The sequence below is a fragment of the Micromonospora nigra genome (assembly GCF_900091585.1).
Classification (GTDB): domain Bacteria; phylum Actinomycetota; class Actinomycetes; order Mycobacteriales; family Micromonosporaceae; genus Micromonospora; species Micromonospora nigra.
The window spans coordinates 1226246-1251281 of sequence record NZ_FMHT01000003.1; the positions used below are offsets into that span (position 1 = coordinate 1226246).

Annotated in this window: 22 protein-coding genes; 13 read left to right on the forward strand and 9 right to left on the reverse strand. The window is 73.2% G+C overall.

Annotated elements, in window-relative coordinates; genetic code table 11:
- The first annotated feature begins 95 nt into the window (after positions 1-95).
- The 5 genes from GA0070616_RS04780 (at position 96) to GA0070616_RS04800 (ending at position 7031) form a co-directional block, all read left to right on the forward strand.
- A complete protein-coding gene (locus GA0070616_RS04780) occupies positions 96-1898 on the forward strand; it encodes an AMP-dependent synthetase/ligase (RefSeq protein WP_091089887.1) in 1803 nt (600 codons plus the stop codon).
- Between the two features lie 14 nt (positions 1899-1912).
- The gene (locus GA0070616_RS04785) at positions 1913-3607 is read left to right on the forward strand and encodes a sensor histidine kinase (protein ID WP_091076883.1); all 1695 of its coding nucleotides are present in this window, start codon (positions 1913-1915) and stop codon (positions 3605-3607) included.
- Positions 3608-3614: 7 nt separating this feature from the next.
- Complete coding sequence (locus GA0070616_RS04790) at positions 3615-4283, forward strand: response regulator transcription factor (RefSeq protein WP_007072219.1); 669 nt, start codon at positions 3615-3617, stop codon at positions 4281-4283.
- Between the two features lie 194 nt (positions 4284-4477).
- Positions 4478-5287 (forward strand): SAM-dependent methyltransferase, encoded by an 810-nt coding sequence (locus tag GA0070616_RS04795; RefSeq protein ID WP_091076887.1) that lies wholly within the window; start codon positions 4478-4480, stop codon positions 5285-5287.
- Positions 5238-7031, forward strand: a complete 1794-nt coding sequence (locus GA0070616_RS04800; RefSeq protein WP_091076890.1) for a putative bifunctional diguanylate cyclase/phosphodiesterase — start codon at positions 5238-5240, stop codon at positions 7029-7031. Before GA0070616_RS04795 ends, GA0070616_RS04800 begins: the two co-directional genes overlap by 50 nt.
- Before the next feature lie 72 nt (positions 7032-7103).
- Here GA0070616_RS04800 and GA0070616_RS04805 read toward each other — a convergent pair whose 3' ends face one another.
- From GA0070616_RS04805 to GA0070616_RS04820, 4 genes are all read right to left on the reverse strand, one after another.
- Positions 7104-8228, reverse strand: a complete 1125-nt coding sequence (locus GA0070616_RS04805; RefSeq protein WP_091076894.1) for a glycosyltransferase family 4 protein — start codon at positions 8226-8228, stop codon at positions 7104-7106.
- On the reverse strand, positions 8225-9484 hold the full coding sequence (locus tag GA0070616_RS04810) for a M48 family metallopeptidase (RefSeq protein ID WP_091076897.1): 1260 nt from the start codon (positions 9482-9484) through the stop codon (positions 8225-8227). The genes GA0070616_RS04805 and GA0070616_RS04810 overlap by 4 nt, the downstream gene beginning before the upstream one ends.
- Before the next feature lie 160 nt (positions 9485-9644).
- Positions 9645-9863: a hypothetical protein gene (locus GA0070616_RS04815; protein WP_091089890.1), complete on the reverse strand. Its 219-nt coding sequence runs from the start codon at positions 9861-9863 to the stop codon at positions 9645-9647.
- 97 nt (positions 9864-9960) lie between these two features.
- Complete coding sequence (locus GA0070616_RS04820) at positions 9961-11355, reverse strand: NYN domain-containing protein (protein WP_091076901.1); 1395 nt, start codon at positions 11353-11355, stop codon at positions 9961-9963.
- Positions 11356-11482: 127 nt separating this feature from the next.
- On the opposite strand from GA0070616_RS04820, the gene GA0070616_RS04825 reads away from it, so the two are divergent.
- From GA0070616_RS04825 to GA0070616_RS04845, 5 genes are all read left to right on the forward strand, one after another.
- Positions 11483-13237 (forward strand): DEDD exonuclease domain-containing protein, encoded by a 1755-nt coding sequence (locus tag GA0070616_RS04825; RefSeq protein ID WP_091089894.1) that lies wholly within the window; start codon positions 11483-11485, stop codon positions 13235-13237.
- 129 nt (positions 13238-13366) lie between these two features.
- Positions 13367-15157, forward strand: a complete 1791-nt coding sequence (locus GA0070616_RS04830) for a RelA/SpoT family protein (RefSeq protein ID WP_091089897.1) — start codon at positions 13367-13369, stop codon at positions 15155-15157.
- A gap of 55 nt (positions 15158-15212) precedes the next feature.
- Positions 15213-15755: an NUDIX hydrolase gene (locus GA0070616_RS04835; protein ID WP_091076905.1), complete on the forward strand. Its 543-nt coding sequence runs from the start codon at positions 15213-15215 to the stop codon at positions 15753-15755.
- Positions 15752-16588, forward strand: a complete 837-nt coding sequence (locus GA0070616_RS04840) for a nucleotidyltransferase family protein (RefSeq protein WP_091076908.1) — start codon at positions 15752-15754, stop codon at positions 16586-16588. The genes GA0070616_RS04835 and GA0070616_RS04840 overlap by 4 nt, the downstream gene beginning before the upstream one ends.
- A gap of 85 nt (positions 16589-16673) precedes the next feature.
- The gene (locus GA0070616_RS04845; protein ID WP_091076911.1) at positions 16674-16961 is read left to right on the forward strand and encodes an Lrp/AsnC family transcriptional regulator; all 288 of its coding nucleotides are present in this window, start codon (positions 16674-16676) and stop codon (positions 16959-16961) included.
- 122 nt (positions 16962-17083) lie between these two features.
- Here GA0070616_RS04845 and GA0070616_RS04850 read toward each other — a convergent pair whose 3' ends face one another.
- The 5 genes from GA0070616_RS04850 to ctaE all read right to left on the reverse strand — a co-directional run bounded on the left by GA0070616_RS04850 (position 17084) and on the right by ctaE (position 22119).
- Entirely contained in the window at positions 17084-17707 is a 624-nt protein-coding gene (locus GA0070616_RS04850; protein WP_091076914.1) for a DUF4142 domain-containing protein, read from the reverse strand.
- Between the two features lie 133 nt (positions 17708-17840).
- Entirely contained in the window at positions 17841-19460 is a 1620-nt protein-coding gene (gene qcrB / locus GA0070616_RS04855; RefSeq protein WP_091076918.1) for a cytochrome bc1 complex cytochrome b subunit, read from the reverse strand.
- Positions 19457-20542, reverse strand: a complete 1086-nt coding sequence (qcrA, locus tag GA0070616_RS04860; protein ID WP_091076921.1) for a cytochrome bc1 complex Rieske iron-sulfur subunit — start codon at positions 20540-20542, stop codon at positions 19457-19459. Before qcrA ends, qcrB begins: the two co-directional genes overlap by 4 nt.
- A 67-nt stretch (positions 20543-20609) precedes the next feature.
- Complete coding sequence (gene qcrC / locus GA0070616_RS04865; RefSeq protein WP_091076925.1) at positions 20610-21446, reverse strand: cytochrome bc1 complex diheme cytochrome c subunit; 837 nt, start codon at positions 21444-21446, stop codon at positions 20610-20612.
- Between the two features lie 73 nt (positions 21447-21519).
- On the reverse strand, positions 21520-22119 hold the full coding sequence (gene ctaE / locus GA0070616_RS04870; protein WP_091076929.1) for an aa3-type cytochrome oxidase subunit III: 600 nt from the start codon (positions 22117-22119) through the stop codon (positions 21520-21522).
- Between the two features lie 156 nt (positions 22120-22275).
- On the opposite strand from ctaE, the gene GA0070616_RS04875 reads away from it, so the two are divergent.
- The 3 genes from GA0070616_RS04875 to trpD all read left to right on the forward strand — a co-directional run bounded on the left by GA0070616_RS04875 (position 22276) and on the right by trpD (position 24853).
- The gene (locus GA0070616_RS04875) at positions 22276-23220 is read left to right on the forward strand and encodes a cytochrome c oxidase assembly protein (protein ID WP_091089901.1); all 945 of its coding nucleotides are present in this window, start codon (positions 22276-22278) and stop codon (positions 23218-23220) included.
- A gap of 105 nt (positions 23221-23325) precedes the next feature.
- Positions 23326-23721 (forward strand): response regulator, encoded by a 396-nt coding sequence (locus tag GA0070616_RS04880; RefSeq protein ID WP_091076933.1) that lies wholly within the window; start codon positions 23326-23328, stop codon positions 23719-23721.
- Between the two features lie 85 nt (positions 23722-23806).
- Positions 23807-24853: an anthranilate phosphoribosyltransferase gene (trpD, locus tag GA0070616_RS04885; RefSeq protein ID WP_091076936.1), complete on the forward strand. Its 1047-nt coding sequence runs from the start codon at positions 23807-23809 to the stop codon at positions 24851-24853.
- The last annotated feature ends 183 nt before the right edge of the window (positions 24854-25036 follow it).

Below are 25036 nucleotides of genomic sequence, written 5' to 3' on the forward strand. Positions count from 1 at the left end.
AACCTGCCTGTGCAGCCCATATCAGCGGGCAGGTAGGTTTCGTCAGAGCCGTCCCGAGGTGGCGGCCCCGGCCAGTCCGACCACGAGGAGTGCAGGTGCGCGAGTTCTCCGTCCCACCAATCGTCACCGTCGGCGACTCGGCCAACCTCACCGACCCGGTCTGGGACAATGCCGCGGCAGCCCCGGAGACGGTCCAGTTCATCCGACCCGGCGCGGCCGGTCAGGCCCCCGTCGAGGTGACCTGCCGGCAGTTCCGCGACGAGGTCACCGCGGTCGCCCGGGGCCTGGTCGCCGCCGGCGTGCAGCCCGGTGACCGGGTCGCGCTGATGAGCCGCACCCGCTACGAGTGGACCCTGCTCGACTACGCCATCTGGGCCGCCGGTGCCGTCACCGTGCCGATCTACGAGACCTCCAGCGCCGAGCAGGCCGCCTGGATCCTGGCCGACTCCGGCGCGGTGGCCTGCGTGGTGGAGACCACCGCGCACGCCACCCTCGTGGCGGGCGTACGGGACCGGCTGCCCGACCTGACCCACCTCTGGCAGATCGACCTCGGCGCGGTCGACGACCTGGTCGCCTCCGGCGCGTCGGTCGATCCCACCGAGATCGACCGGCGACGCGCCGGCCGGCACGCCGGGGACGTGGCCACCGTCATCTACACCAGCGGGACGACCGGTCGCCCGAAGGGCTGCGTGCTCACCCACCGCAGCATGTACGCCGACATCGCCAACGCGGTGCCGGTGCTGCCGAACCTCTTCCGCGAGGGCGCGTCGACCCTGCTGTTCCTCCCGCTGGCACACGCCTTCGCGCGGCTCATCCAGGTGGGCGTGGTGCAGGCGCGGGCCACCATGACGCACAGCGCCGACACCAAGAACCTCGTCGCCGACCTACAGGCGTTCCGGCCCACCTTCGTGCTCTCGGTGCCCCGGGTGTTCGAGAAGGTCTACAACGGCGCCAAGCAGAAGGCCGAAGCCGAGGGCAAGGGCACGATCTTCGCCCGGGCCGAGGCGGTCGCCATCGCGTACAGCGAGGCGCTGGAGACCTCGCGCGGGCCGGGCCTGGCGCTACGCACGCAGCACGTTCTGTTCGACAAGCTGGTCTACCGCAAGCTGCGGGCGGCGCTGGGCGGGCGGTGCCGCGACGCGATCTCCGGCGGCGCGCCGCTCGGCGCCCGGCTGGGGCACTTCTTCCGCGGCATCGGCGTGACCATCTACGAGGGCTACGGCCTGACCGAGACCTCGCCGGCCGCCACTGCGAACCTGCCCTCGGCCATCCGGATCGGGTCCGTCGGCCGGCCACTGCCGGGCGTGACCGTCCGCATCGACGACGACGGCGAGGTCCTCATCACCGGCGACCTCGTGTTTCAGGGCTACTGGCGCAACGAGTCGGCCACCGCCGAGGCGATCACGGCCGACGGCTGGTTCCGCACCGGCGACCTGGGCCGACTCGACGACGAGGGCTACCTGACGATCACCGGGCGCAAGAAGGAGATCATCGTGACGGCCGCGGGCAAGAACGTCGCCCCCGCCGTGCTGGAGGACCAGGTCCGGGCGCACCCGCTGGTCAGCCAGTGCGTGGTCGTCGGTGACCGGCAGCCGTTCATCGCCGCGCTGGTCACCCTCGACGAGGAGGCCCTGCCGACGTGGCTGGAGGGCGCCGGCCTGCCGGCCGACACGCCGGTGGAGTCGCTCCGCGACAACGAGGCGCTGCGGGCGGAGATCCAGGGCGCGATCGACACCGCCAACCAGGCCGTCTCCAGGGCGGAGGCGATCAAGGTGTTCCGCATCCTGCCGCACGACTTCACCGAAGCCACCGGTGAGATGACCCCCTCGCTGAAGGTCAAGCGGCAGGTCGTCCACAAGACCTACGCGGCGGAGATCGCCGACATCTACCGGGGCTGACTACCATCCGTCACGTGCCCGCCTCCACAACGGTCCCGGCCCGTCCGCATCCCCTCGCCGCCGCCGCGCGCGTGGTCATGCTGGCGCTGGTCGCCGTCCTGACGCTGCTGGCCACACACGACGTCCGTCAGCTCTGGTGGATCGTGCTGCTGGCCATCGCGGGCCTACCCGCGCTGCTCGCCCCGCAGCACCGGCTGCTGGGCCCGCTGAGCCGGGTGGCCGAGGTGGTGCTGCTGGGACTGGCCGCCAGCCAGGTCGGAGCCGTGGCCACCGTCTCCGCGCAGCTCGGTGGGCTGGGCGCGTCGGCCGTGCTGCCCTACCTGGCGGTGCCGGTGACGGTGACCGCGCTGCGCCGCAGGTTCCGCGAGGGTGCCGCGCTGCTCGCGGTCACCGCGGCGACCCTGCTGGTGTCCGGGGCCTTCACCGAGGTCGACGGCGTCCGCCAGCTCGCCCAGCCCGGCTACCTCGCGGTCTGCGCGCAGTGGCTGATCCTCGCCGCGCTGGGCCTCCACGCGGCCAGCACGCTGCACCGGGTCATGCGGGTACGCACCGACGGGGAACCCCAGCCGTACGCGGAGGCGACCCGGCTGCTGACGCAGCTGCGCACCGTCGCCCGGCAACTGCCGGGGGCCACCCTCGACCCGGGCGGGATCTCCGAACACCTGCTCGAGGAACTGCGCACGGTGACCCGTACCGACCGGGGTGCGGTGCTGTCGGCCAGTGGAGGCGGCCGGCTGGTGGTGCTCGCCCAGATCGGCGTCGAGCGGGTCGACTGGGAGACCACCCTCGACGCGGACTCGGCCATCGCCGACGCCTGGGCCAGTCAGCAGCCGCACACCGCGGCCAGGTCGCAGTCGCGCTCGCACACCGGCGGCGACGTCTCCGCGCTGATCGTGCCGCTGGTGGCCGGGGTCCGCACCGTCGGCCTGGTGGTGCTGGAGACCGACGCCGCGCACGCGTACCCGCCGCCGGTGGTCTCCCGGGTGACCGCGCTGACCAGCCCCGCGGCGCTGCGCCTGGAGGCGGCGCTGCTGTTCGACGAGGTGCGCTCGCTGGCCACCAACGAGGAGCGGCAGCGGCTGGCCCGGGAGATCCACGACGGCGTGGCCCAGGAACTGGTCATGGTCGGTTACGGCATCGACAACGCGCTGGCCACGGTGCACGACGACGCCGAGGAGACCGCCGAGTCGCTGCGGCTGCTGCGCCAGGAGGTGACCCGGGTGATCACCGAGCTGCGGTTGAGCCTGTTCGAGCTGCGCAGCGAGGTGGACCGGCACGGTGGGTTGGCCGCGGCGATCGCCGAGTACGCCCGCACCGTCGGCGCGTCCGGCGGCCTGCGGGTGCACCTGTCGCTGGACGAGTCCACCGCGCGGCTGCCCGCCGCCACCGAGGCCGAGTTGCTGCGGATCGCCCAGGAGGCGGTCACCAACGCCCGCAAGCACGCCGGTGCCGCGAACCTCTGGGTAACCTGCGAGGTGGACCCGCCGTACGCGCAGATTGAAGTGTCGGATGACGGTCACGGCATCGGTGACCAGCGCGTCGACGGTCACTACGGTCTTGCGATCATGGCCGAGAGGGCGGAACGTATCCGGGGCCGGTTGGAGATCAGGCCGCGCCAACCCAGCGGCACGACCGTGGCGGTGGTGGTCGGTTCGTCGCCCCGGCGCGATAACGTGCGCGATAGCGCAGCTCCAGCAGAAGGGGAGTAACCCGAGGATGACCACAAGTCCGACACCGGCCACCCGTACCAAGGTCCTCCTTGTCGACGATCACGATCTCATCCGCAAGGGCCTGCGGCACGCGTTCGAGCGGGACCGGCAGTTCGAGGTCGTCGGCGAGGCCGCCACGGCGGCGGAGGGCGTACGCCAGGCGGGTGCGCTCCAGCCGGACGTGGTGATCATGGATCTGCGGCTGCCCGACGGCAGCGGTCTGGAGGCCACCCGCGCCCTGCGCAAGTCCAGCGCGTCCATGGGCATCGTGGTGCTCACCATGTATGCCGGTGACGACCAGCTCTTCGGCGCGCTGGAGGCCGGGGCGAGCGCGTTCGTGCCCAAGACCGCCCCGGCCGACGAGGTGGTCGCCGCAGCCCGGCACGCCGCCTCCTCCCCCAGCGCCTTCACCGCCGCCGACCTGGCCGAGGCGATGAAGCGTCGACTCGCCCCCTCCGGCCCGCAGCTTTCCCCGCGCGAGGGCCAGGTGCTGCGCCTGCTGGCCGACGGCATGAGCGTCGCGGGGATCGCCAAGCAGCTGTTCGTCAGCGAGTCCACCGCCAAGACCCACATCTCGAAGCTCTACGAGAAGCTGGGTGCGGCCAACCGGGCCCAGGCGCTGATGACGGCGCTGCGGCTCGGCCTGCTCGAGGCGCCGGACGCCCCGAAGTTCTGACGCCACCCGGTAGCCGGCCGCGAAGGGCCCGCGCCCGCCATTGACGGCGGCGCGGGCCCTCGCGCACGGGTTGCCGGCCGCCATCGACCACTGTCGGGTCCCGGGTCGACCGTCGGCTATGGTCTCCCGGGGGCGACAGCGCGGCAGAACACCGGCCGGGCGACGATGCCCCGGGGCGCACGAGGGAGTGGAACATGCAGCGGCCGGACTGGGCACCCGAGACGATCGATGTCGAGCGGCCCAGCGTGGCGCGCATGTACGACTACTACCTCGGCGGTTCGCACAACTTCGCGGTCGACCGCGCGGCGGCGCAGGCGATGATGGCCGCCGTGCCGGAGGCCCCGCTGATGGCCCAGGCCAACCGGGCCTTCCTGCGTCGGGCGGTGCAGTTCCTCGTCGCCGCCGGCGTACGGCAGTTCCTGGACATCGGCTCCGGCATCCCCACCGTCGGCAACGTGCACGAGATCGCCCAGCGGCACGCCCCGGACGCCCGCGTCGTCTACGTCGACGTCGACCCGGTGGCGGTGGCCCACAGCCGGGAGATCCTGGCCGGCGACGAGCGGACCCGGATCGTGCAGGAGGACCTGCGACGGCCGGAGCACATTCTCGCCCACCCCGACGTGCGGGGGCTGCTCGACTTCTCCCAGCCGGTCGCCCTGCTGGTCGTGGCGGTGCTGCACTTCGTCTCCGACGACGACCGGCCGGCCGAGCTGCTGCGCACCCTGCGCGGGGCGCTCGCCCCGGGCAGCTTCCTGGTGCTGTCGCAGGCCAGTGACGACGGCCGGCCCGCCGACGAGCGGGCCGATGCCGAGGACGTCTACCGGCGCACCGACAACCCGCTGCACATCCGCGGCCGGGCCGAGCTGACCGCCCTGTTCGACGGCTTCGACCTGGTCGAGCCGGGGGTGGTCTGGGTGCCGCAGTGGCGACCCGAGACCCCGGACAGCGCCGAGGATGCCGAACGGGCGGTGTTCCTGGGCGGCGTGGGACGGCTCGGTGGGTGAGCCCCCGGGACACGGCCACCTTCCCGGCGTCTTCGCCCGCGCCTGGGCGAAGGCGGTGGCGGGCACGAGTTACCTGCCGATGACCCACAAGCAGTTGGAGGAGCTGTTGCAGGGGCTCACCGAGCAGCTGGCGCAGGCACTGCGCGCGGAGCCGCTGGATCTGCGCGTCGGGCATCGGGTGGGTGCCGAACTGGTGGCCGCACACGTCGCCTCGGCCGAAGGGCTGGGCCGCACCGTGGAGGTCATCCAGCTCCGCCTCGTCCGTGACCTCGGATTGGTCGCCGACGACCTTGAGGACCGGATGGCACGCCTGCTGGGGGCGGTGGCGACCGGATACGCCCGCGCGCTGCGGGACCGGACCCTCGACGAGCAGGAGTCCATCCGCCGGGCGGCCATGACCGCCCGAGCCGAGGCGGAGGGCGCGCTGCGGGCCAGCGAGGCCCGGTTCCGGCACCAGGCGACCCACGATCCGCTGACCGACCTGCCCAACCGCGCGCTGTTCGCCGAGCGGCTGGCCGAGGCCGTGCAGGCCCCGGACCGGGACGGCCGCCGGGTGGGTCTGTGCTTCCTGGACCTGGACCGGTTCAAGGCCGTCAACGACGCGTACGGCCACCGGGCCGGCGACCAGGTGCTCGTGACGGTGGCGGGCCGGCTGCGGCAGGCCGTCGGGGACCACCTGGTGGCCCGGCTCGGCGGGGACGCGTTCGTCGTGCTGGTGGAACACACCGGCGGCACCGGCGACGTGGTGGGCGTCGCCGAGGCGGTGCTGGCCGCCCTGGCCGAACCGGTGCCGGTCGACAACCACCAGGTGACCCTGGCCGCCAGCGTCGGGGTGGTGGAGCGTCAGGTCGCCGGCACCTCCCCCGACGAACTGATGCGGGCCGCCGACAGCACCCTGCACTGGGCCAAGGGCGCCGGTGGCGGGCGCTGGCAGTTGTACGACGCGGACCGCGACCGGCGGGAGGTGGCCCGCCAGGCGCTCAGCGCGGCCATCCCGGCGGCGCTGGAGCGGGGCGAGTTCTTCCTGGACTACCAGCCGCTGACCTCGCTGCGTGACGGGAGGGTGGTCGGCGTCGAGGCGCTGGTGCGCTGGCGGCACCCCGAACTGGGGGTGCTGCGGCCCGACAGCTTCATCTCCCTGGCCGAGGAGACGGGGCTGATCGTCCCGCTCGGCGCCTGGGTGCTGGCCGAGGCGTGCCGGGAGGCGGAGTGCTGGTCGGCGACCTCCGGTGAGCCGCCCTTCGTCAGCGTCAACCTGGCCGTGCGTCAGGTGCACCGGCCGGGTCTGGTGCAGGAGGTGCGCGAGCTGCTGGAGCGCACCAACCTGCCGCCCCGACGGCTCCAGTTGGAGATCACCGAGAGCACCATGATGAGCACCGCGGAGGAACCGGTCCGTGCGCTGCGGAACCTGGCCGACCTGGGGGTGCGGATCGCCATCGACGATTTCGGCACCGGATACTCCAACCTGGCGTACCTGCGCGAACTGCCGGTCACGGAGTTGAAGGTGGCCGGCGAGTTCGTCCGCGGGCTGCGGGGCCCGCAGTCCCGTGCCGACGAACGGATCCTCGCCTCGCTGGTGTCCCTGGCCCACGCCCTGGACCTGACGGTCACCGCCGAGGGCGTGGAGACCGTCGCGCAGGCGGAGCGGCTGCGCGCCATCGGCTGTGACGCCGGGCAGGGCTGGCACTTCGGCCGGCCCGGGCCGGCGGAGCAGTGCGTGGTGCGGACACCCGCCGCCTCCTGACGGCCGCGACGAAGCCGCTGGCGGTGATGGGCCGACCTCCGGTGCCCGCGGCGGGTCGGCCGCAGCCGGCGGTCAGCCGGCGAGCAGGGCGGCCATCCGCTGCGCCTGGGTCTCCCAGCGCCACTCCCGTTCCACCCAGGCGCGGCCGGCCGCGCCGAGTCGGCGAGCCAGGTCCCGGTCGGCGAGCAGGGTCGCCACCCGGTCGGCGAGTTGGGTGACGTCGCGTCCGCGCACGACGTACCCGGTCTCGCCCTCCCGCACGGCGTCGGGTGCGCCGCCGGAGTCCCCGGCCACCACGGGCAGGCCGGTCGCGGAGGCTTCCAGGTAGACGATGCCCAGGCCCTCCACGTCGAGGCCCCGGTTGCGGGTGCGGCACGGCATGGCGTACACGTCGCCGGCCGCGTAGTGGGCGGGCAGTTCGACCGCCGGCACCGAGCCGGTGAAGACGACGGCGCGCTCGACGCCCGTCTGCCGGGCCAGTTTGACCAGGGCCGCCCGGTAGGGGCCGCCGCCGACCACCAGCAGCACCGCGTCGGGCACCCGCCGCCGGATCTCGGGCATGGCGCGGATCAGCATGTCCTGCCCCTTGCGGGGAACCAGGCGGGACACGCAGACCACCACCGGCCGGTCGGCCAGCCCGAGGCGGTTCCGCACCGCCTGGCCGTCGGCGGCGGGATGGTAGGTGTCGGTGTCGACGCCGGGGGCGAGCCGACGCAGGTCGGTCACCCCGTGCAGTGCCCGGTCCAGCCGGCTGCGGGTGTACTCCCCCAGGTAGGTGACCACGTCGGTGCCGCGTCCGATGCGGCGCAGCGCGGCTCGGGCGCCGGGCAGCGCCGCCCAGCCGACCTCGTGGCCGTGGGTCAGGGCGACCACCCGCCGGACGCCGGCCCGGCGGCGCAGGCCGGAGGCGAGCAGGCCGAGGGGGGCCGCCGCCCCGAACCAGACGGTGTCGCAGTCGTACGCGCGGGCCAGCCGGGCGGCCCGGCGGGCCACCAGCGGGGTGGGCAGCAGAACCCGGGTGCGTTCCCGGACCACCTCGAAGGGCTGGTCGGCGTCGAACTTCTCGGCGTCGCGCCAGCTGGACGCGTAGACCACGACGGAGCCGGCGGGCTGACGCACCGCCAGGTTGTGCACGAAGGACTGGATGCCGCCGGGGCGCGGCGGGAAGTCGTTGGTGATCAGCAGCGTCCGGCTCATCCGCCGACCTCCCTGGCGTACGCGCGGGCGGCGGCGATCCGCTCGACCGTGGACGGGTGACTGGCGGAGTAGAGGTACTCCCACCGGGGCGGGTCGGGGTCGGCGAGGTTGATCGCGGCGAGCCGCCGCTGCATCGACTCGAAGGCCGCCGGGTCGCCGGTGAGGGCGAGCGCGTGCGCGTCGGCACGGGCCTCGACCCGGCGTGACATCAGGGCCTGTGCCGGGGCGGAGACGATGCCGGCGACCGTGACGAGGGCCAGCAGCAGCGGGAACGCCCGGGGCTGGGCGACGGTGTCGACGCCGGCCAGCCGCAGCAGCGGCGGCCACGAGCCGAGCAGGTAGAGCGCCACCACCGCGGCGGCGGCCCCGAGCGCCCCGGTGAGCGTGCCGACCGGCACGTCCCGGTCCCTGGCGTGCCCCAGTTCGTGGGCGACGACGGCCGTCACCTCGGCGGGGGTGGCTTCGCGCAGCAGGGTGTCGTAGACGACGATCCGGCGGGTCGGGCCGAGCCCGGAGACGTAGGCGTTGACCGCACGGGTACGCCGGGAGGCGTCGGCGACCAGCACGTCGCGCACGGGCACGCCGTCGCGGTCGGCCAGCTCCATCAGCTGGCTGCGCAGCGGGCCCTGCTCCATCGGGCTGAACCGGTTGAACACGGGCTCGACGAGCACCGGCAGCACGAAGGACAGCAACGCCACCAGGGTGGCCGCCCCGGCCGCGCCGAACGCCCACCACCACCGGGGGGCGAGTCGCAGGACGGCGTAGAAGCCGAGCAGGGCCACCGAGCCGATCACCGCGCTGACCGCGTACGACTTGAGCAGGTCGACCGTCCAGCCGGCCCAGCCGTTGGTGGCCAGGCCGTAGCGGATGAGCACGGCGTGTCGCCAGGCGGCGAACGGCAGGGTCAGCAGGTCGGCGACGAGCAGCACGGCCAGTCCGCCGAGGACGGCCTGGGCGGCCCAGTGGCCGCCCAGGGGCCGCCCGGCCAGCTCGACCAGGCGGCTGCCCAGCGGGGTCAGGCCGAGCGCCAGCGCCACGAGCAGACCGAGGCCGAGCGCGGCCCAGCCGCCGGGGCGCAGCGCGTAACGGAACTCCCGGGCCTGGGCCACCTGGTCGGCGGGCAGCTCACGCAGCGCCGCGAGCTGGTCGGAGCGGGGGGCCGGCGGGTGGCTCCACGGGATCAGCACCGCGACGGTGACCAGCAGGGCCACCGCCAGGACGGCGAGGGTGAGCACCGCCCCGCCGCGCGGGGTCATCCGGTCCCCCCGGCGCGGGCCGGCTGGTCGCCGCCCCCGCGTGTCGTGCCGCCGCCGCTGTCCGTCATGGCCGCTCATCCTATTGCCGCGCCACCGACGCCTCGAGCGGGAGGTCACAGGTGGCGGTCACGCCACCCGACGCGCCCACCGCGCCCCGCGGTCACGCCACCCGACGCCGACCGCCCCGCCCACCGCGCCCCGGCCGGCGGGGCGTGGACAGCACCTGCACGTCGAAGCCCGCGCGGGCGAACACCTCGACCGCGTGGGCCTCGGCCGCGTCCAGCCCGGCGGCCGGTGACGCGTCGTCGAACAGGGCGGTGACCAGGCAGCCGGCGCATCCGTCGCCCCGGACCGCACACCCGTCGCACCCGATGAGCATCTCGCCTCCCACACGGCTTCGGCGACCTCGCGTCGCCGGATCGGCACCGTCGGTGAGCACGCTAGGCCGGGGGTACGACAGAAAACGGACAGCCGGTTCAGGAACGGGACAACCGCCGCAGCAGCGAATCCGCGCCCAACGGGTACGCGCCGTGCCGGCGTACCCCGTCGGCGACCTCCCGGTCGGAGCTGACCACCACCACCGGCCGGCCCGGCGGCTCGGCCCGCACCAGGCGACGGATCAGCTCGTCGGCGGTCTCCCCCTTGCGGGAGAAGAGCACCCGCACCCCGCGTGGGGTGGGCGGCAGGCCGTGCATCCGCTCGGCCCCGTCGAAGACCACCGTGACCTCGTCGCCGGTCTGCGCGGCGATCCCGCCCAGGCCGGTGATGAGGCGCTTGCGCTGCTGCTCCAGCGACATGTCGCCGAAGCCCCGCTTGGTGACGTTGTAGCCGTCGACCACCAGGTGGGCGCGGGGCAGGGCGAGCAGCTGGTCCAGCCGGGCCGGGTCGTCGGTATCCCGGGCCCGGGCCGCCGTCCCGCTGGGGGTGGCGGCGGAGGACGAGTCGGCGAACGCGTCGGCGACGAAGTCCGCGGGCAGCCGGTCCACCGGATCCAACGCCAGCTCCCGGCGCAGCCCGACGGCGGCCTGACCGATGGTCTCCAACAGCAGCCACAGCCGGGCGTCGTCGACCGAACGGGCCTCCTTGGCGCTCGCCTTCGCCACCCCGGCGGCGGCCTCCGCCTCGGCCAGGCGGGCCCGGACACGACGCAGCTCGGCGTCGGCGTCGATCGCCGCGCGGGCGGCCCGTCCCCGTTCGGTGGCCAGCAGCTCGGCGGCCCGGCGTTCGCGGGCCTGGCTCTCCCGCAGCGCCCGGGCCGTCTGCCGGTGCTCCTCGCGCAACTGGCCCAGCTCGTCGCGGACCCGCGCCAGCTCGTCGCGCAGCTTGTCGGCCTCGACCCGGGCCACGGCCCGGTCGTGTTCGGCCCGGCTCGCCCGCTGTTCCGCCTCACGGACCAGCTCGGCGACGACGGCGCTGTCGGCCTCGGCCCGCACGGCCGCCCCGCTGGCCTCGATCAGGTCCCGCCAGCCGGGCGGCCTGGCCAGGTAGGCCAGGGCGGCCACCTCGACCGGGTCGGCGGCGGCCGGGGCCGGCCCCTCGACGACGGCCCTGCCCAGGTCACCGGCGTCGGCCAGCACCCGGGCGGTGACCCGCTGCCGGAACAGCGGGTCGGCGGTCAGCTGTGCGGCGATGGCGGGTGCGCCGAGTCGGGCGCGGCGGTTGGGCGCGAACTTGGCGACCCGGCGCAGTGGCACGGGCACCTCGTCGGTGGGCAGTCCCGGCAGCACGGCAGCGGTCAGCGACACGATCCGCTGCCGGACCGGCTCGGGCAGCACGGGCTCGGCCTCCGGACCGCCCCCACCGGCCCCGGGCCCACCACCGACCGGCTCCTCCTCCGGGAGGCGGTCGTCGTGCGGCTCGGTGAGGGGCATGTGGCAAGTCTCCCACCGCGACCGGGCCCACCGTCGGGTGAGTGAGCCGATCTCTCATCCTAGACCGGTGGTGACAGGTGGGACTCCTGCGGCGGGAGTGTCGCACCGGGCCGCTAACCTGCGGCGCGTGGCACCTGGGGAGTACGTCCAGCAGACCCTGGCGGGTCTGGACCCGGCAACCGGCGGCGTCGACCCGGCCCTGCCGCTGTACGCGACCACCTTCGTCGTACTCGACCTGGAGACCACCGGCGGGGCCCCCGACGGCGGCGGAATCACCGAGGTCGGCGCGGTCAAGGTGCGCGGCGGCGAGGAGCTGGGGGTGCTGGCCACCCTGGTCAACCCGGGGGTGCCGATCCCGCCGTTCATCACCGTGCTGACCGGCATCACCCAGGCCATGCTGGTGCCCGCGCCGCCGATCGAGCAGGTGCTGCCGAGCCTGCTGGAGTTCCTCACCGACGCCGTGCTGGTGGCCCACAACGCCCCCTACGACGTGGGATTCCTGAAGGCCGCCTGCGCGCGGCACGGCTACCCCTGGCCCCACCCCCGGGTGCTGGACACGGCCGCGCTGGCCCGCCGGGTGCTCAGCCGCGACGAGGTACCCAACCGCAAACTCGGCACCCTGGCCGCATACTTCCGCACCGCCACCCGGCCCACCCACCGGGCGTTGGATGACGCGAAGGCCACCGTCGACGTGCTGCACGGGCTGATCGCCCGCCTCGGTGGGCACCGCGTCGACACGATCGGCGACGCGATCGAGTTCGCCCGCGCGGTCACCCCGACCCAGCGACGCAAGCGGCACCTGGCGGAGGGGCTGCCGAAGGTGCCCGGCGTCTACATCTTCCGGGCCGCCGACGACCGGCCGCTGTACGTCGGCACCTCCGTCGACATCGCCACCCGGGTGCGCAGCTACTTCACCGCCAGCGAGAAGCGGGCCCGCATCTCCGAGATGCTGGCCGCCGCCGAGCGGGTGGAGGCGGTGGAGTGCGCCCACTCGCTCGAGGCGGAGGTGCGCGAGCTGCGGCTGATCGGCGCGCACGCCCCGCCGTACAACCGGCGTTCGAAGTTCCCCGAGCGGGTGGTGTGGCTGAAGCTGACCGACGGGCCGTACCCCCGGCTGTCGGTGGTGCGGGAGATCGCCCCCGCCGACCGGGCCTACCTCGGGCCGTTCACCTCCCGGCGGGCGGCCGAACTGGCCGCGGCGGGCTTCCACGACGCGGTGCCGCTGCGACAGTGCACCCACCGGCTCTCGCTGCGCACCGTGACGCCGGCCTGCGCCCTGGCCGAGCTGGGTCGCTGCCCGGCGCCCTGCGAGCACCGCATCACCCCCGAGGAGTACGACGACCGCGCGGTCGCCCCGTTCGCCACCGCCACCGCCGGGGATCCCCAGCCGGTGGTGGACGCGCTGCTGAGCCGGATCGGCGCGCTGTCGGCGGGGCAGCGCTACGAGGAGGCCGCCGTGGTGCGTTCCCGGCTGGCGGCGGTGCTTCGAGCGACCGTCCGCATGCAACGGCTGTCGGCTCTGACGGGCATCGCCGAGCTGGCCGCCGCGCGCCCGGCCGCCGGGGGCGGGTGGGAGTTGGCGCTGGTGCGGCACGGCCGGCTGGCCGGGGCGGGGGTGTCCCCGCCGGGGGTCCATCCCCGACCGACGATCCAGGCCATCCGGGCCACCGCGGAGACGGTGCTGCCCGGTCACGGCCCCACCCCCAGCGCCTCGGCGGAGGAGTCGGAGCGGATCCTGTCCTGGTTGGAGCGACCGGAGACACGGCTGGTCGAGATGTCCTCCGGGTGGGCCTCCCCGGCTGCCGGCGCGGCCCGCTTCCGTGACCTGCTGCACAAGGCGGAGAGCGCGACGACCCACCAGATCTGGACCGAACGCTCATGAGCAAGTGACCGATCGGACTACTGAACCTCACTTACTCTGTTAAGGAAGTGCAGTCCTGCCCGTTTCGTGGGTCTGCTCCCGGTTGCCGGTTCCGGCCGTCCCGGGAGCCGGGGTGAGGAGGTGTCCCAGGTGGACGTCGACGCCGGACACGGCGCCGCCCTGGGGGGCGCGCTTCCCGCCACACCGGGCGAGCTGCCGCTGGCCCGCCGGCTGCGGTCTCTGCTGACCTGGCCGTCAGCCGACGCCGAGCCGGTCACCCATCTGGTCCGCGCCCACCGGGGCATCCACCCGGGCGCCGACCCGGCCGTGCTGCGCCGGGCCTACACGATCGCCGAGAACATGCACCGCGGCCAGTTCCGCAAGAGTGGCGAGCCGTACATCACCCATCCGCTCGCGGTCGCGCAGATCTGCGCGGACCTCGGCATGGACACCACCACCCTGGTCGCCGCGCTGCTGCACGACACGGTGGAGGACACCCGCTACACCCTGCAGGCCCTCGCGGAGGACTTCGGGCCGGAGGTGGCCCACCTGGTCGACGGGGTGACCAAGTTCGACAAGGCGTTCTACGGCAAGGCCGCCGAGGCCGAGACGATCCGCAAGATGATCGTCGCGGCGGGCAAGGACGTCCGGGTCCTGATCATCAAGCTGGCCGACCGGCTGCACAACATGCGTACCCTCGGAGTGCGCTCGGCTGCATCCCGGGAGCGGATCGCCCGCAAGACCCAGGAGGTGCTCGTCCCGCTGTGCGACCGGCTGGGCATCCAGACCCTCAAGCGGGAACTCGACGACGTGGTGCTGCTGCACCTGGAACCCGACGAGCACGCCCGCATCGCGCGGCACGTGCACGACCGCCCCGGCTGGGACGCCTACCTCTCCGACGTGGTGGCCAGGGCCAGGGTCGCGCTGCGGCGCAGCCGGGTCGACGCGGAGGTCACGCCCCGCCCCCGGCACCTCTACTCGATCTGGAAGGACACGGTGGCCGGCAGCCACGCCACCCCGTTCGACCTGCCCCGCATCGTCGTGGTGGTCGACGGTCCGGCCACCGACTGCTACGCCGCGTTGGGCGCGATCCACGGCACCTGGCGGCCGGTGCCCGGCCGGTTCAAGGACTTCATCGCCTCGCCGAAGAACAACCTCTACCGCTCGCTGCACACCAGCGTGTGCGGGCCGAAGGACCGCACGGTCGAGGTGCTCATCCGCACCGAGGAGATGCACCGCGCCGCCGAGTACGGCATCGCCGCCGACTTCCGCTTCCCGCCCTCCGGCGGTGCCGCCGCGGCCCGCTCCCAGCAGTTGGACTGGCTGCGCCGGGTGCTGGGTTGGGAGCAGGACGCGCCCGACCCGGCGCAGTTCCTGGAGTCGTTGCGGTGCGACCTGGCGGAGGCCCAGATCCAGGTGGTGGCCGACGGCCGTCAGGTGGTGCTGCCGGCCGGGGCCACCCCCGTCGACCTGGCCTACGAGTTGGGCACCGAGTGCGGCGAGCGATGTCTGGCGGCGCGGATCAACGGTCGACTGGCCCCGCTGTCGTCGGAACTGGCCGAGGGCGACGTGGTGGAGATCTACACCGAGACGGATGCCGAGAACGGTTTCGACGCCGTCGTCGCGCCGCGGGGGCCGCGCCGCGAGTGGTTGGGCTTCGTCAAGTCCCCGCACGCGCAGATGCAGATCAACCGGTGGTTCGCCGACCACACCGAGCCCGGCATCTCCATCGCCGACAAGGTACGACTGGGCCGCGCCACCATCGGCCTGGCCCTGCGCCAGCACAACCGGGGCCTGGCCAGCGACCTGCCGCTGCTGCGGCTGTCGGAGGAACTCGGCTATCCCGACCTGGAGACCCTGCTGGTCGCCGTCTTCGACCGGGTGATCGCACCGGACGAGGTGGTCCGCCAACTGATCGACCTGGTCGACCACCGGCAGTGACCGCGACGCCGCCCGTGCCGCGCGGGGCACTTTCGGCGGCCACTAGCCTGGGGGGATGATCCCCCGCAGCCGCGCCGCCGGACGTGCCGTCGTCTACCAGGTCTTCTACCGGCTGCCGCTACCCCTGCGCCGCCGCCTGGTGCGGCTCGCCGTGCCGAAGTACATCGTCGGCGCGGTCACCCTGGTCCGCGACAGCGAGGCCGAGGGGGCGGGCCGGCTGCTGCTACTGCGCCAACCCCCGGGCAGGGGCTGGACGCTGCCGGCCGGCCTGCTCCAGAAGGGCGAGGCCCCGGTGGTGGGCGCGGCCCGGGAACTGTACGAGGAGTCCGGCGTCCGGCTGCCCCCCACCGCCCTGCGGCCGGCCACGCCCAACGCGATCGTGCACGCCAAGGGCTGGGTGGACGTGGTGTTCACCACCGAGGTGCCGGCCTCGTCCACCGCGTTCACGGTCGACGGGGCGGAGGTCTTCGAGGCCGCCTGGCACCCGCTGGACGACCTGCCCAAGCTGACCTGGCCGACGGCGCGGCTGCTCGCGTACTACGACATCGGGCCACTGGCCGGGCAGTTCCCCCCGCCGGTGCCCGACGCGCTGCCGTGACCGTCGAGATCTGCGCCGTCGTCCTCGCCGCCGGCGAGGGCACCCGGTTGCGTCCGCTGACCGACCGGCTGCCCAAGGCGCTCTGCCCGGTCGGCAACGTGCCGCTGCTCGACCGGGCCCTGCACCGGCTCGCCGGGCTCGGCCTGACCGGGCCGACCCGCGTCGCGGTGAACGCCTGCTACCTCGGCGGCCGGGTCGTCGCGCACGTCGGCGACCGGGCCCACCTGTCCGTGGAACCGGGCGACCCGCTGGGCACCGCGGGCGGGGTGGCCCGCCTGCGGAACTGGATCGACGGCCGGGGCGTGCTGGTGGGCAACGCCGACGCCTACCTGTCCGCCCCGACGGCACCGCCCGGCCCCGACGTGGCGGCGCTGCTGCACGGGTGGGACGGCGACTCGGTGCGCCTGCTCGGTCAGCCCGCGCCGGATCCGGCCGCTCCGGGGACCTTCGACGGCCACCTGTTCACCGGCTTCTCACTGTTGCCGTGGCGGCTGGTCCGCGATCTGCCGCAGGGCTTCGGTGACCTGGTCCGGGCGGTGTGGCGGCCCGCCGAGGCCGCCGGCCGGCTCGCCGTGGTGCCGTACCGGGGGACGTTCCTCGACACCGGCACCCCGGCCGACTACCTCGCCGCCAACCTGCACGCGGCCGACGGCGGTGTCCTGGTCGCCGCCGACGCCACGGTGACGGGCCGCTGCCGGGAGTCGGTGGTCGGTGCGGGCGCGACGGTGCGCGGCGACATCACCCGCACGGTGGTCTGGCCGGGTGCCACGGTCGGTCCGGACGAACGCCTGCACGACGTGGTCCGCACCCCCACCGGCACCGTCCGGGCCTGACCCCGGCCGGGTGCCGGCTGTTCGCGGCGGGGCCGGCGGGAAGGCTCTACCATGAGCGGGACGTCGACGAACGGAGAAGCCGCCCGTGATCACCGCGATCGTGCTGATCGACTGCGCCACCGACTCGATTCCCGAGGTGGCCGAGACCCTGGCCGCGCTGCCCGGCGTCAGCGAGGTCTACTCGGTGGCCGGGCACGTCGACCTGATCGCCATGGTCCGGGTCCGCGAGTTCGAGCAGATCGCCCAGGTCATCGCCGGCAGCATCTCCAAGGTCCCGGGCGTACTGAACACCGACTCGCACATCGCCTTCCGGGCGTACTCGCAGCACGACCTGGAGGAGGCGTTCGCGATCGGGTTGGCGAACGCCGACTGAACCGCCCCCGGCGGCGCGCGGGCGAGGGCTCGACGGCGGAGCGGACCGACCCGCCCAGGCGGCGCGCGGACGATGGCCGGCCCACCCGTGAGGGGTGGACCGGCCATCAGTCACCGGATGGTTCAGCTCTGCTGCGGAACCGGTGTCTCGGTGGTGGTGCCACCCGGGGCCGGGGTCATGGTGCCGCCCGGGGTGGGCGTACCGGTACCGGAGGCCTGCGGGACCGGGATGCCCATGTGCTCGGCCAGCTGCACCAGCGCGTCGTAGTGCGCCTGCAGGACCGGCAGCGCGGTCTGGGCCAGCTGGACCACCTGCGGCTCGCTACCCTGCGAGATCTCCGTCTGGGTGGCCTGGATGGCCGTGACGTGGCCGTTCAGCGACTGCGTCACCCACAGCCGGTCGAACTCCTCACCGCTGGCGTTCCTGAGCTGCTCCAGCCCCTGCTTCTGCTCGCCCATGAGTTCGGTCGGCAGTTCGATGCCCAGTTGCTGCGCCAACTCCCGCACCGACTGGTCGAGCTGGGTGTGGTCGATGTAGAGCTTCTGGGCGAGTTCCTTGACCTCCTGACTCTGCGCCTTCTGCTGCGCCAGTTCGCCGGCTTCGATCTCGTACAGGTTGGCCTGGTGGACCGCCTGCACGTACTGGGTGTCCTGCTCCGACGGCTGCGCCGCCTGCGCCGCCGCAGCGGGCGCCAACCCGACCAGCACCAGCACGGCCAGCAGGCCCAGGCGTTTGATACCCAACATGCTTCCCCCCCTTGAGACGTTGGACCGCACGGATACCCGACTGGCCGGGGATATTCCTGCGATCGCTCACCGGGCGGAAACGCCACGTGGCGCCCCCGGATCGCTCCGGGGGCGCCACGACGTGTCGCGAGGGTCAGCGGCGCTCGCCGCTGCCGATCTCCTCCCGCCCGGGGGCGGGCTCGACGGGCGGGTGGCCCGGCGAGACCGGTGCCTCGGCCGGCCGCTCGATCGGGTAGAAGAAGCCCCGGATGGCCGGCCCGAGGGCCCCCAGCCGGTTCATCTTCTTCGGCACGACCCAGTCGGAGTACTCCAGCTCACCGTGCCCGTCGGCGGCGGCGCTGAGCGGCTGGTGCACCTCGACGAACCGGCCGTCGGGCAGGCGCCGGATGATGCCGGTCTCCACGCCGTGGGCCAGCACCTCCCGGTCGTGCTGTTGCAGGCCGAGGCAGATGCGGTAGGTGAGGTAGTAGGCCAGCGGCGGCAGGATCAACAGGCCGATCCGACCGGCCCAGGTCATCGCGTTCAGGCTGATGTAGAACTTGTCGGCGATGACGTCGTTCGCCCCGGAGAGGGTCAGCACGACGTAGAAGGTGATGGCCATGGCGCCCAGGCCGGTCCGGAACGGGACGTCCCGGGGCCGCTGGAGCAGGTTGTGGCTCCTGCGGTCCTTCAGGTGCCGGGCCTCCATGAAGGGGTAGAGCGTGGAGAGCGCCACCAGGATGCCCGGTAGGACCACGGTCGGCCAGAACAGCGGCGGAATGACGTACCCGTCGCCGATCGGAATGTTGATCTCCCAGGCCGGCATCAGTCGGGTCGAACCGTCGAGGAACATGACGTACCAGTCGGGCTGGCTGGCGGCCGAGACCACCCACGCCTCGTACGGGCCGAACAGCCAGATCGGGTTGATCTGGAACAGACCGCCCATGAGGGCCACCACGCCGAAGACGACCATGAAGAAGCCGCCCTGCTTCAGCGCGTAGCGCGGGAACATCCGCTCGCCCACCACGTTGCCGTTGGTCCGGCCGGGGCCGGGCCACTGGGTGTGCTTCTGCTTGAAGACCAGACCGAGGTGGGCGCTGATCAGCGCCACCAGCAGGCCCGGGATGAGCAGCACGTGGGCGATGAAGAACCGGCTGATGATGATCGTGCCGGGGAACTCGCCGTCGAAGACCGCGGCGGTCACCCAGGAACCGATCACCGGGATGGACAACATGATCGCCGAGGCGATCCGCAGGCCGGTGCCGGACAGGCCGTCGTCCGGCAGCGAGTAGCCGGTGAAGCCGGCGAGGAAGCCGACCCAGAACAGCAGCGAGCCGATGATCCAGTTGGTCTCCCGCGGCTTGCGGAACGCGCCGGTGAAGAACACCCGCATCATGTGCACCACGATCGCGGCCATGAACAGCAGCGCCGACCAGTGGTGCATCTGCCGCATGATCAGACCGCCGCGGACGTCGAACGAGATGTCCAGGCTGGAGGCGTAGGCGGCCGACATCGGCGTGCCCCGCAGCGGGGCGTAGCTGCCGTTGTAGATGACCTCGGTCATCGCCGGCTCGTAGAAGAAGGTGAGGAACACGCCGGTCAGCAGCAGGATCACGAACGAGAAGAGCGCGATCTCGCCGAGCAGGAACGACCAGTGGTCGGGGAAGACCTTGTTCAGCAGCCGACGCAGGGGCGTGGCCACCTGGAACCGGTCGTCCACCCCGCGAGCGGCGTTGCCTGGTACCGCTGCCATGTCAAACTTGCGCCGTTTCACGGCCGCTCCCAGAAGTCGGGCCCGACGGTCTCGGTGTAGTCGGACTTCGCCACGAAGTAGCCCTCCGAGTCCACCTCGATCGGCAGTTGCGGCAGTCGCCGGCTGGCCGGGCCGAAGATGGGCTTGGCGTTGTCGGTGATCAGGAACTGCGACTGGTGGCACGGGCACAGCAGCCGGTTGGTCTGCTGCTCGTACAGGCTGGCGGGGCAGCCGGCGTGCGTGCAGATCTTGGAGTAGGCGGCGTAGTTGCCCCACATGTAGCCGCCGTTGCCCGCGCGCTCGTTGTTGCGGCGCGAGATCTCCGCGTCCGAGTCCCGCAGGTGGATCAGCAGGGTCGGCGACTCGGCGTACTGGTTGCTGACGCCGTGCGGCACGCCCGGGAACACGGTGATCTGGCCGCCGGCGCTGACGTCCGCCGGCCGGATCGGCCGGCCGTCCTCGCGGACCAGTCGGATGCGCTCACCGTCCCGAGGCGCGAAGCCGGTGGTGAACATCTGGTTGTCCTCGTGCGGCTGGGAGATCAGCCCACCCACCAACGGCGCCGCGGCGACCGCGCCGACCGGCGCGAGGCCCGCCAGCAGCGACAGGCCCAGCAGCGGACGACGCTTCACGCCCAGTTCGTCGGCCATGTACAGCATGGTCTGGCCGGTGATGGTCCGGTCGTCGGCCGAGAAGGCGCCCTCGTGCCGGTCCTGGATCGAGACCTCCTTGGGCAGCAGCTTCTTGCCCCAGGTGAGGATGCCGAAGCCGATGCCCAGCAGGGCGACGCCCAGGGTCAGGCCGAGCAGCGGGGTGTAGAACTCGTCACCGCCACGACCGGCGGAGTACTCCCACGGCCACCAGATGTAGACCACCAGGAAGGCGGTGGCCGCCAGGCCGGTCAGCAGGAAGAACGCGGCGACCACGCGGGTCAGCCGGCGCTCGGCCTTGCTGCCCGGGACGACCTGCGGCTCGTAGTGGACGATCTCGATGTCGTCCCGGCGGGCGCCCTCGCGGACGATGTCGAACTGGGTCACCCCGGGGGCGTGCACGTCGAGCGGCTCCCGACCCTGTTGGGCCCGGTGCTCAATCTGGGTGCTCATGCCGTCACCTCGCTACGGGCGGTGCCGGGGCACGGCACCGCGGCGCTGATTCCAACAGTCGGCCCGGTCACGACTTGCCCGCAATCCACAGGCTGGCGAAGACGAGCGCGACGATGCCCACCAGGAAGATCGCGAGACCCTCGGTGGAGGGGCCGTACCGACCCAGGTTGAACCCGCCCGGGTCCCCGTCGTTCTTCAGCGTCTCCTGGATGTAGGCGATGATGTCCGCCTTCTCCTCGGGAGCGAGCTGGTTGTCGCCGAAGACCGGCATGTTCTGCGGGCCGCTCAGCATGGCGGCGTAGATCTGCCGGTCGGTGGCCGGGGCGAGGCTCGGGGCGTACTTGCCGGACGAGAGCGCGCCGCCGCCGCCGCTGAAGGCGTGGCACTGCGAGCAGTTGATCCGGTACAGCTCGCCACCCCGGGCGACGTTGCCGTCGGCGTGGAGGTTGTCGCCGGCCGGCACCTGCGGGCCGCCGCCCAGTTCCTGGATGTACTGCGCGAGCTGACGGGTCTCCTCGTCGGTGAAGACCTCCGGCTTGCGGGCCGCCTGGACCTCCTGGCGGGCCATCGGCATGCGTCCGGTCCCGACCTGGAACTCCACGGAGGCGGCGCCGACGCCGATCAGGCTCGGCCCGCGGTCCTCGACGCCCTGGGCGTTGCGGCCGTGGCACGTCACACAGCTCACGTCGAACAGCGCCTTGCCCTCGGCTGCGGCGCCGCTCAACGGCGGGTTTTCCTGCGCCTGCACGCCGGGGGCGAAGACGGTGTAGGCACCGCCGGCCAGCATCAGCGCGGCGACCAGCCGGACCGCGGCGCCCAGCCGGCGGCGGCCCCTGCTGCGCGCGGCGGGCCGCTCGCGCAGCCGCGCGAGCAGACCGCGTCGGCGGTCGTTGTCAGAAGTCATGACCTGTGTCCTTAACCGGTTGGACCTTGCCTGAGAGGGACGGAGCAGAGGCGCGGTTCGTGACGCGCCAAGATCACTGAAGCCAGTAGATCATGGCGTAGAGCCCGATCCACACGACGTCGACGAAGTGCCAGTAGTAGGACACGACGATCGCCGAGGTCGCCTGGGCGGGTGTGAACCGGCCCATCGTCGTGCGGATCATGAAGATCACGAAGGCGACCAGACCGCCGGTCACGTGCAGGCCGTGGAAGCCGGTGGTCAGGTAGAACATTGAACCGTAGCCGTCTGCGTTGATCTTGATGCCCTCGTGCACCAGCTCGCGGTACTCGTTGAGCTGGCCGAGAACGAAGATCAGGCCCATCACGAAGGTGATCGTGAACCAGCGCCGCAGGGCGTGCACGTCCCCCTTCTCCGCAGCGAAGACACCGAGCTGGCAGGTCACCGAGGACAACACCAGGATCACCGTGAACGTCGTCGCGTACGGGATGTTCAGGTGCTGGGTGTGCTCCGCCCACTGCTCCGGCGCCGCCGCGCGGATGGAGAAGTACATCGCGAACAGCGCCGCGAAGAACATGAGTTCGCTGGAGAGCCACACGATCGTTCCGACGCTGACCATGTTCGGCCGCGTCAGGGAGTGGATCCGGCTCTTGTCAATGGCTGGGGCCGCAGTCACGCGGTCATTATTGCCCCTGACCACGGCCGGCGATCAGCGGGGGGCCAAACCTGTGGTCCGGGTGGCCCGATCGGTACCGTCCGGTTCGCCTGACCTAGGCTGATTGTCGTGCTGCACGTCGATCCGATCTCCGTCGCCACCTCGACGGGGCCGCAGCTGACCGGGGCCACGAGCGACCCGGCCGGCGGCCCGGTGGCGTCCGGGGTGCTGGCCGCGGAACCCCCGCCGCCGTTCTCCGTCACCACCGTGTTCACCGAGACCCAGCTCGACAGCTGGCTCGCCCTCGGGCTGGTCCTCGCCGCCGGACTCTACCTCTACGGTGTGCACCGGCTGCGGGTACGCGGCGACCGCTGGCCGGTGGCCCGCACGATCTTCTTCCTCGGCCCCGGACTGGGCGGCATCGCCTCGGTCACCGTCAGCGGCCTGCACGCGTACGACACGGCCCTGCTGTCGGTGCACATGGTCCAGCACATGGTGCTGTCGATGATCTCGCCGATCTTCCTGGCGCTGGGCGCCCCGGTGACCCTGGCCCTGCGGACCCTGCCGGCGCGCCCCCGCAAGCGGCTGCTGGCGGTCGTGCACAGCCGGGTCGCCCGGATCTACACCTTCCCGCTGGTGGCCTTCGCCATCTTCGTGGTCAACCCGTTCGCGCTGTACTTCACCGACCTCTACCGCTACACCCTCGAACACGTCTGGGCCCACGAGCTGGTGCACGCGCACTTCATCATGACCGGCTGCGTGTTCTTCTGGCCGCTGCTCGGCCTGGACCCGCTGCCCGGCCGCTGGCCGTACCCCGGACGGGCCCTGCTGATGCTGCTGTCGGTGCCGTTCCACACCGTGCTCGGGCTCACCATCATGCAGTCCACCACACTGTTCGGCGGCGACTGGTATCCCTCCCTGGGCCTCGACTGGGCCGACCCGTGGGAGGACCAGGTGCTGGCCGGGGGCATCCTGTGGGCCGGCGGTGAGTTCGTCAGCGTGACGATGCTCGCGGTGCTGGTCGTGCAGTGGATGCGCCAGGCCGAACGAGAGGCCCGCCGCGTCGACCGCGACCTCGACCGCCAGGAGGCGCGCCAGCGCGCCGCGGAATCCGCTGCCTGAGGCCCTCGCGCCGGTACGCCCGCCGCGCCGGCCCGGGATGTCACGCGCGCCACAGCGACCGGTACGATCGACCCCGCAGCTACGAGGTGGGAGCCACTAACCGTCATGAGCGATCGTCTGTGCACCGTCCTGCTCTACAGCGACGACCCGCAGGTCCGCGACCGGATGCGGCTCGCCGTCGGCCCCCGTCCCGCCCCCGGGCTGCGGATCGAGTTCGTCGAGGCGTCCACCTACGCCGAGTGCATCCGGCTGGTCGACGACTACGAGATCGACCTGATGGTGCTCGACGGTGAGGCCAGCCCCGGTGGCGGCATCGGCATCGCCCGGCAGATCAAGGACGACCGGGACGACGCCCCCCCGACCTGCGTGGTCATCGCCCGCGCCGCCGACCGGTGGCTCGCCGCGTACGCCGAGGTCGACGCCACCCTGGTGCACCCCCTCGACCCGGTGACCACCGGCACGACGGTGGCCGAGCTGCTGCGGACGCACGCCCCCGCCTGACGTTTCCGCTGCGGCACCGCCCGCGGCGGCTGGACGAGCCGACGCCGGTTCCGCCCCACCGCACTCGTACGCTCGGGAGGCCCGCATGGGCGATCGGACCTGGCCCCATCTGCTCACCACGCTGCTGCGCGGCGAGGAGCTCTCCACGGCCGACACCGCCTGGGCCATGGGCGAGATCATGTCCGGCGCGGCGACCCCGGCCCAGATCGCCGGCTTCGCCATGGCGCTGCGCGCCAAGGGCGAGACCCCGGCCGAGGTGGCGGGGCTGGTCGAGGCGATGCTCGGGCACGCGGTCCCGGTCGACCTCCCCGAACCGACCCGCGCCACCGCCCTCGACGTGGTCGGCACCGGCGGTGACCTCGCCCACACCGTGAACATCTCCACCATGACGGCGCTGGTGGTCGCCGGCGCGGGGGTCCGCGTGGTCAAGCACGGCAACCGGGCCGCCTCCTCCTCCTGCGGCACCGCCGACCTGCTGGAGTTCTTCGGCATCCCGCTCGACCTGGGCCCCGGTGGCGTGGCCCGGTGTGTCGAGGAGGCCGGCATCGGCTTCTGCTTCGCCGCCCGCTTCCACCCCGGCATGCGTCACGCCGGCCCGGTACGCCGCGAGCTCGGCGTGCCCACCGCGTTCAACTTCCTCGGCCCGCTGACCAACCCGGCCCGGCCCCGGGCCGGCGCGGTGGGCTGCTTCGACCTGCGGATGGCGCCGGTCATGGCGGCCGTCTTCGCCGCCCGGGGCGACTCGGTGGTGGTGATGCGCGGCGAGGACGGTCTCGACGAGTTCACCACCGCCGCCCCCACCCGCTTCTGGGTGGCCCAGGGCGGCACCGTCCGGGAGACCCTGGTCGACGCGACCGACCTCGGGGTACCCCGTGCCACCCTCGCCGACCTGCGGGGCGGCGACGCCCCGCACAACGCCGACGTCGCCCGCCGCCTGCTGGCCGGCGAGCCCGGCCCGGTACGCGACGCCGTCCTGGTCAACGCGGCGGCAGCCCTGGCCACCCAGGGCCCGCTCGACGGCGACCTGCCCGAGGCGCTGCGCGCCGGAATGCAGCGGGCCGCCGACGCGATCGACTCGGGCGCTGCCGCCCGCACCCTGGACCGTTGGGTCGAGGTCGCCCGCACGGCCTGACCTCGCGCCTGCCACGGCACGGCCTGACCCGCACGGCCTGACCACGCGACCGCGGCGGCGTGGCCGCACCCGGAGCGTGGCCCGGCCCGGCGGGAAGCGGACGGGCCACCGGCGAGAGCACCGGCCCGGCGGGAAGCGCGCGGACCGTCGGGAAGCGCGCGGACCGGCGGGAAGCGCGCGGAC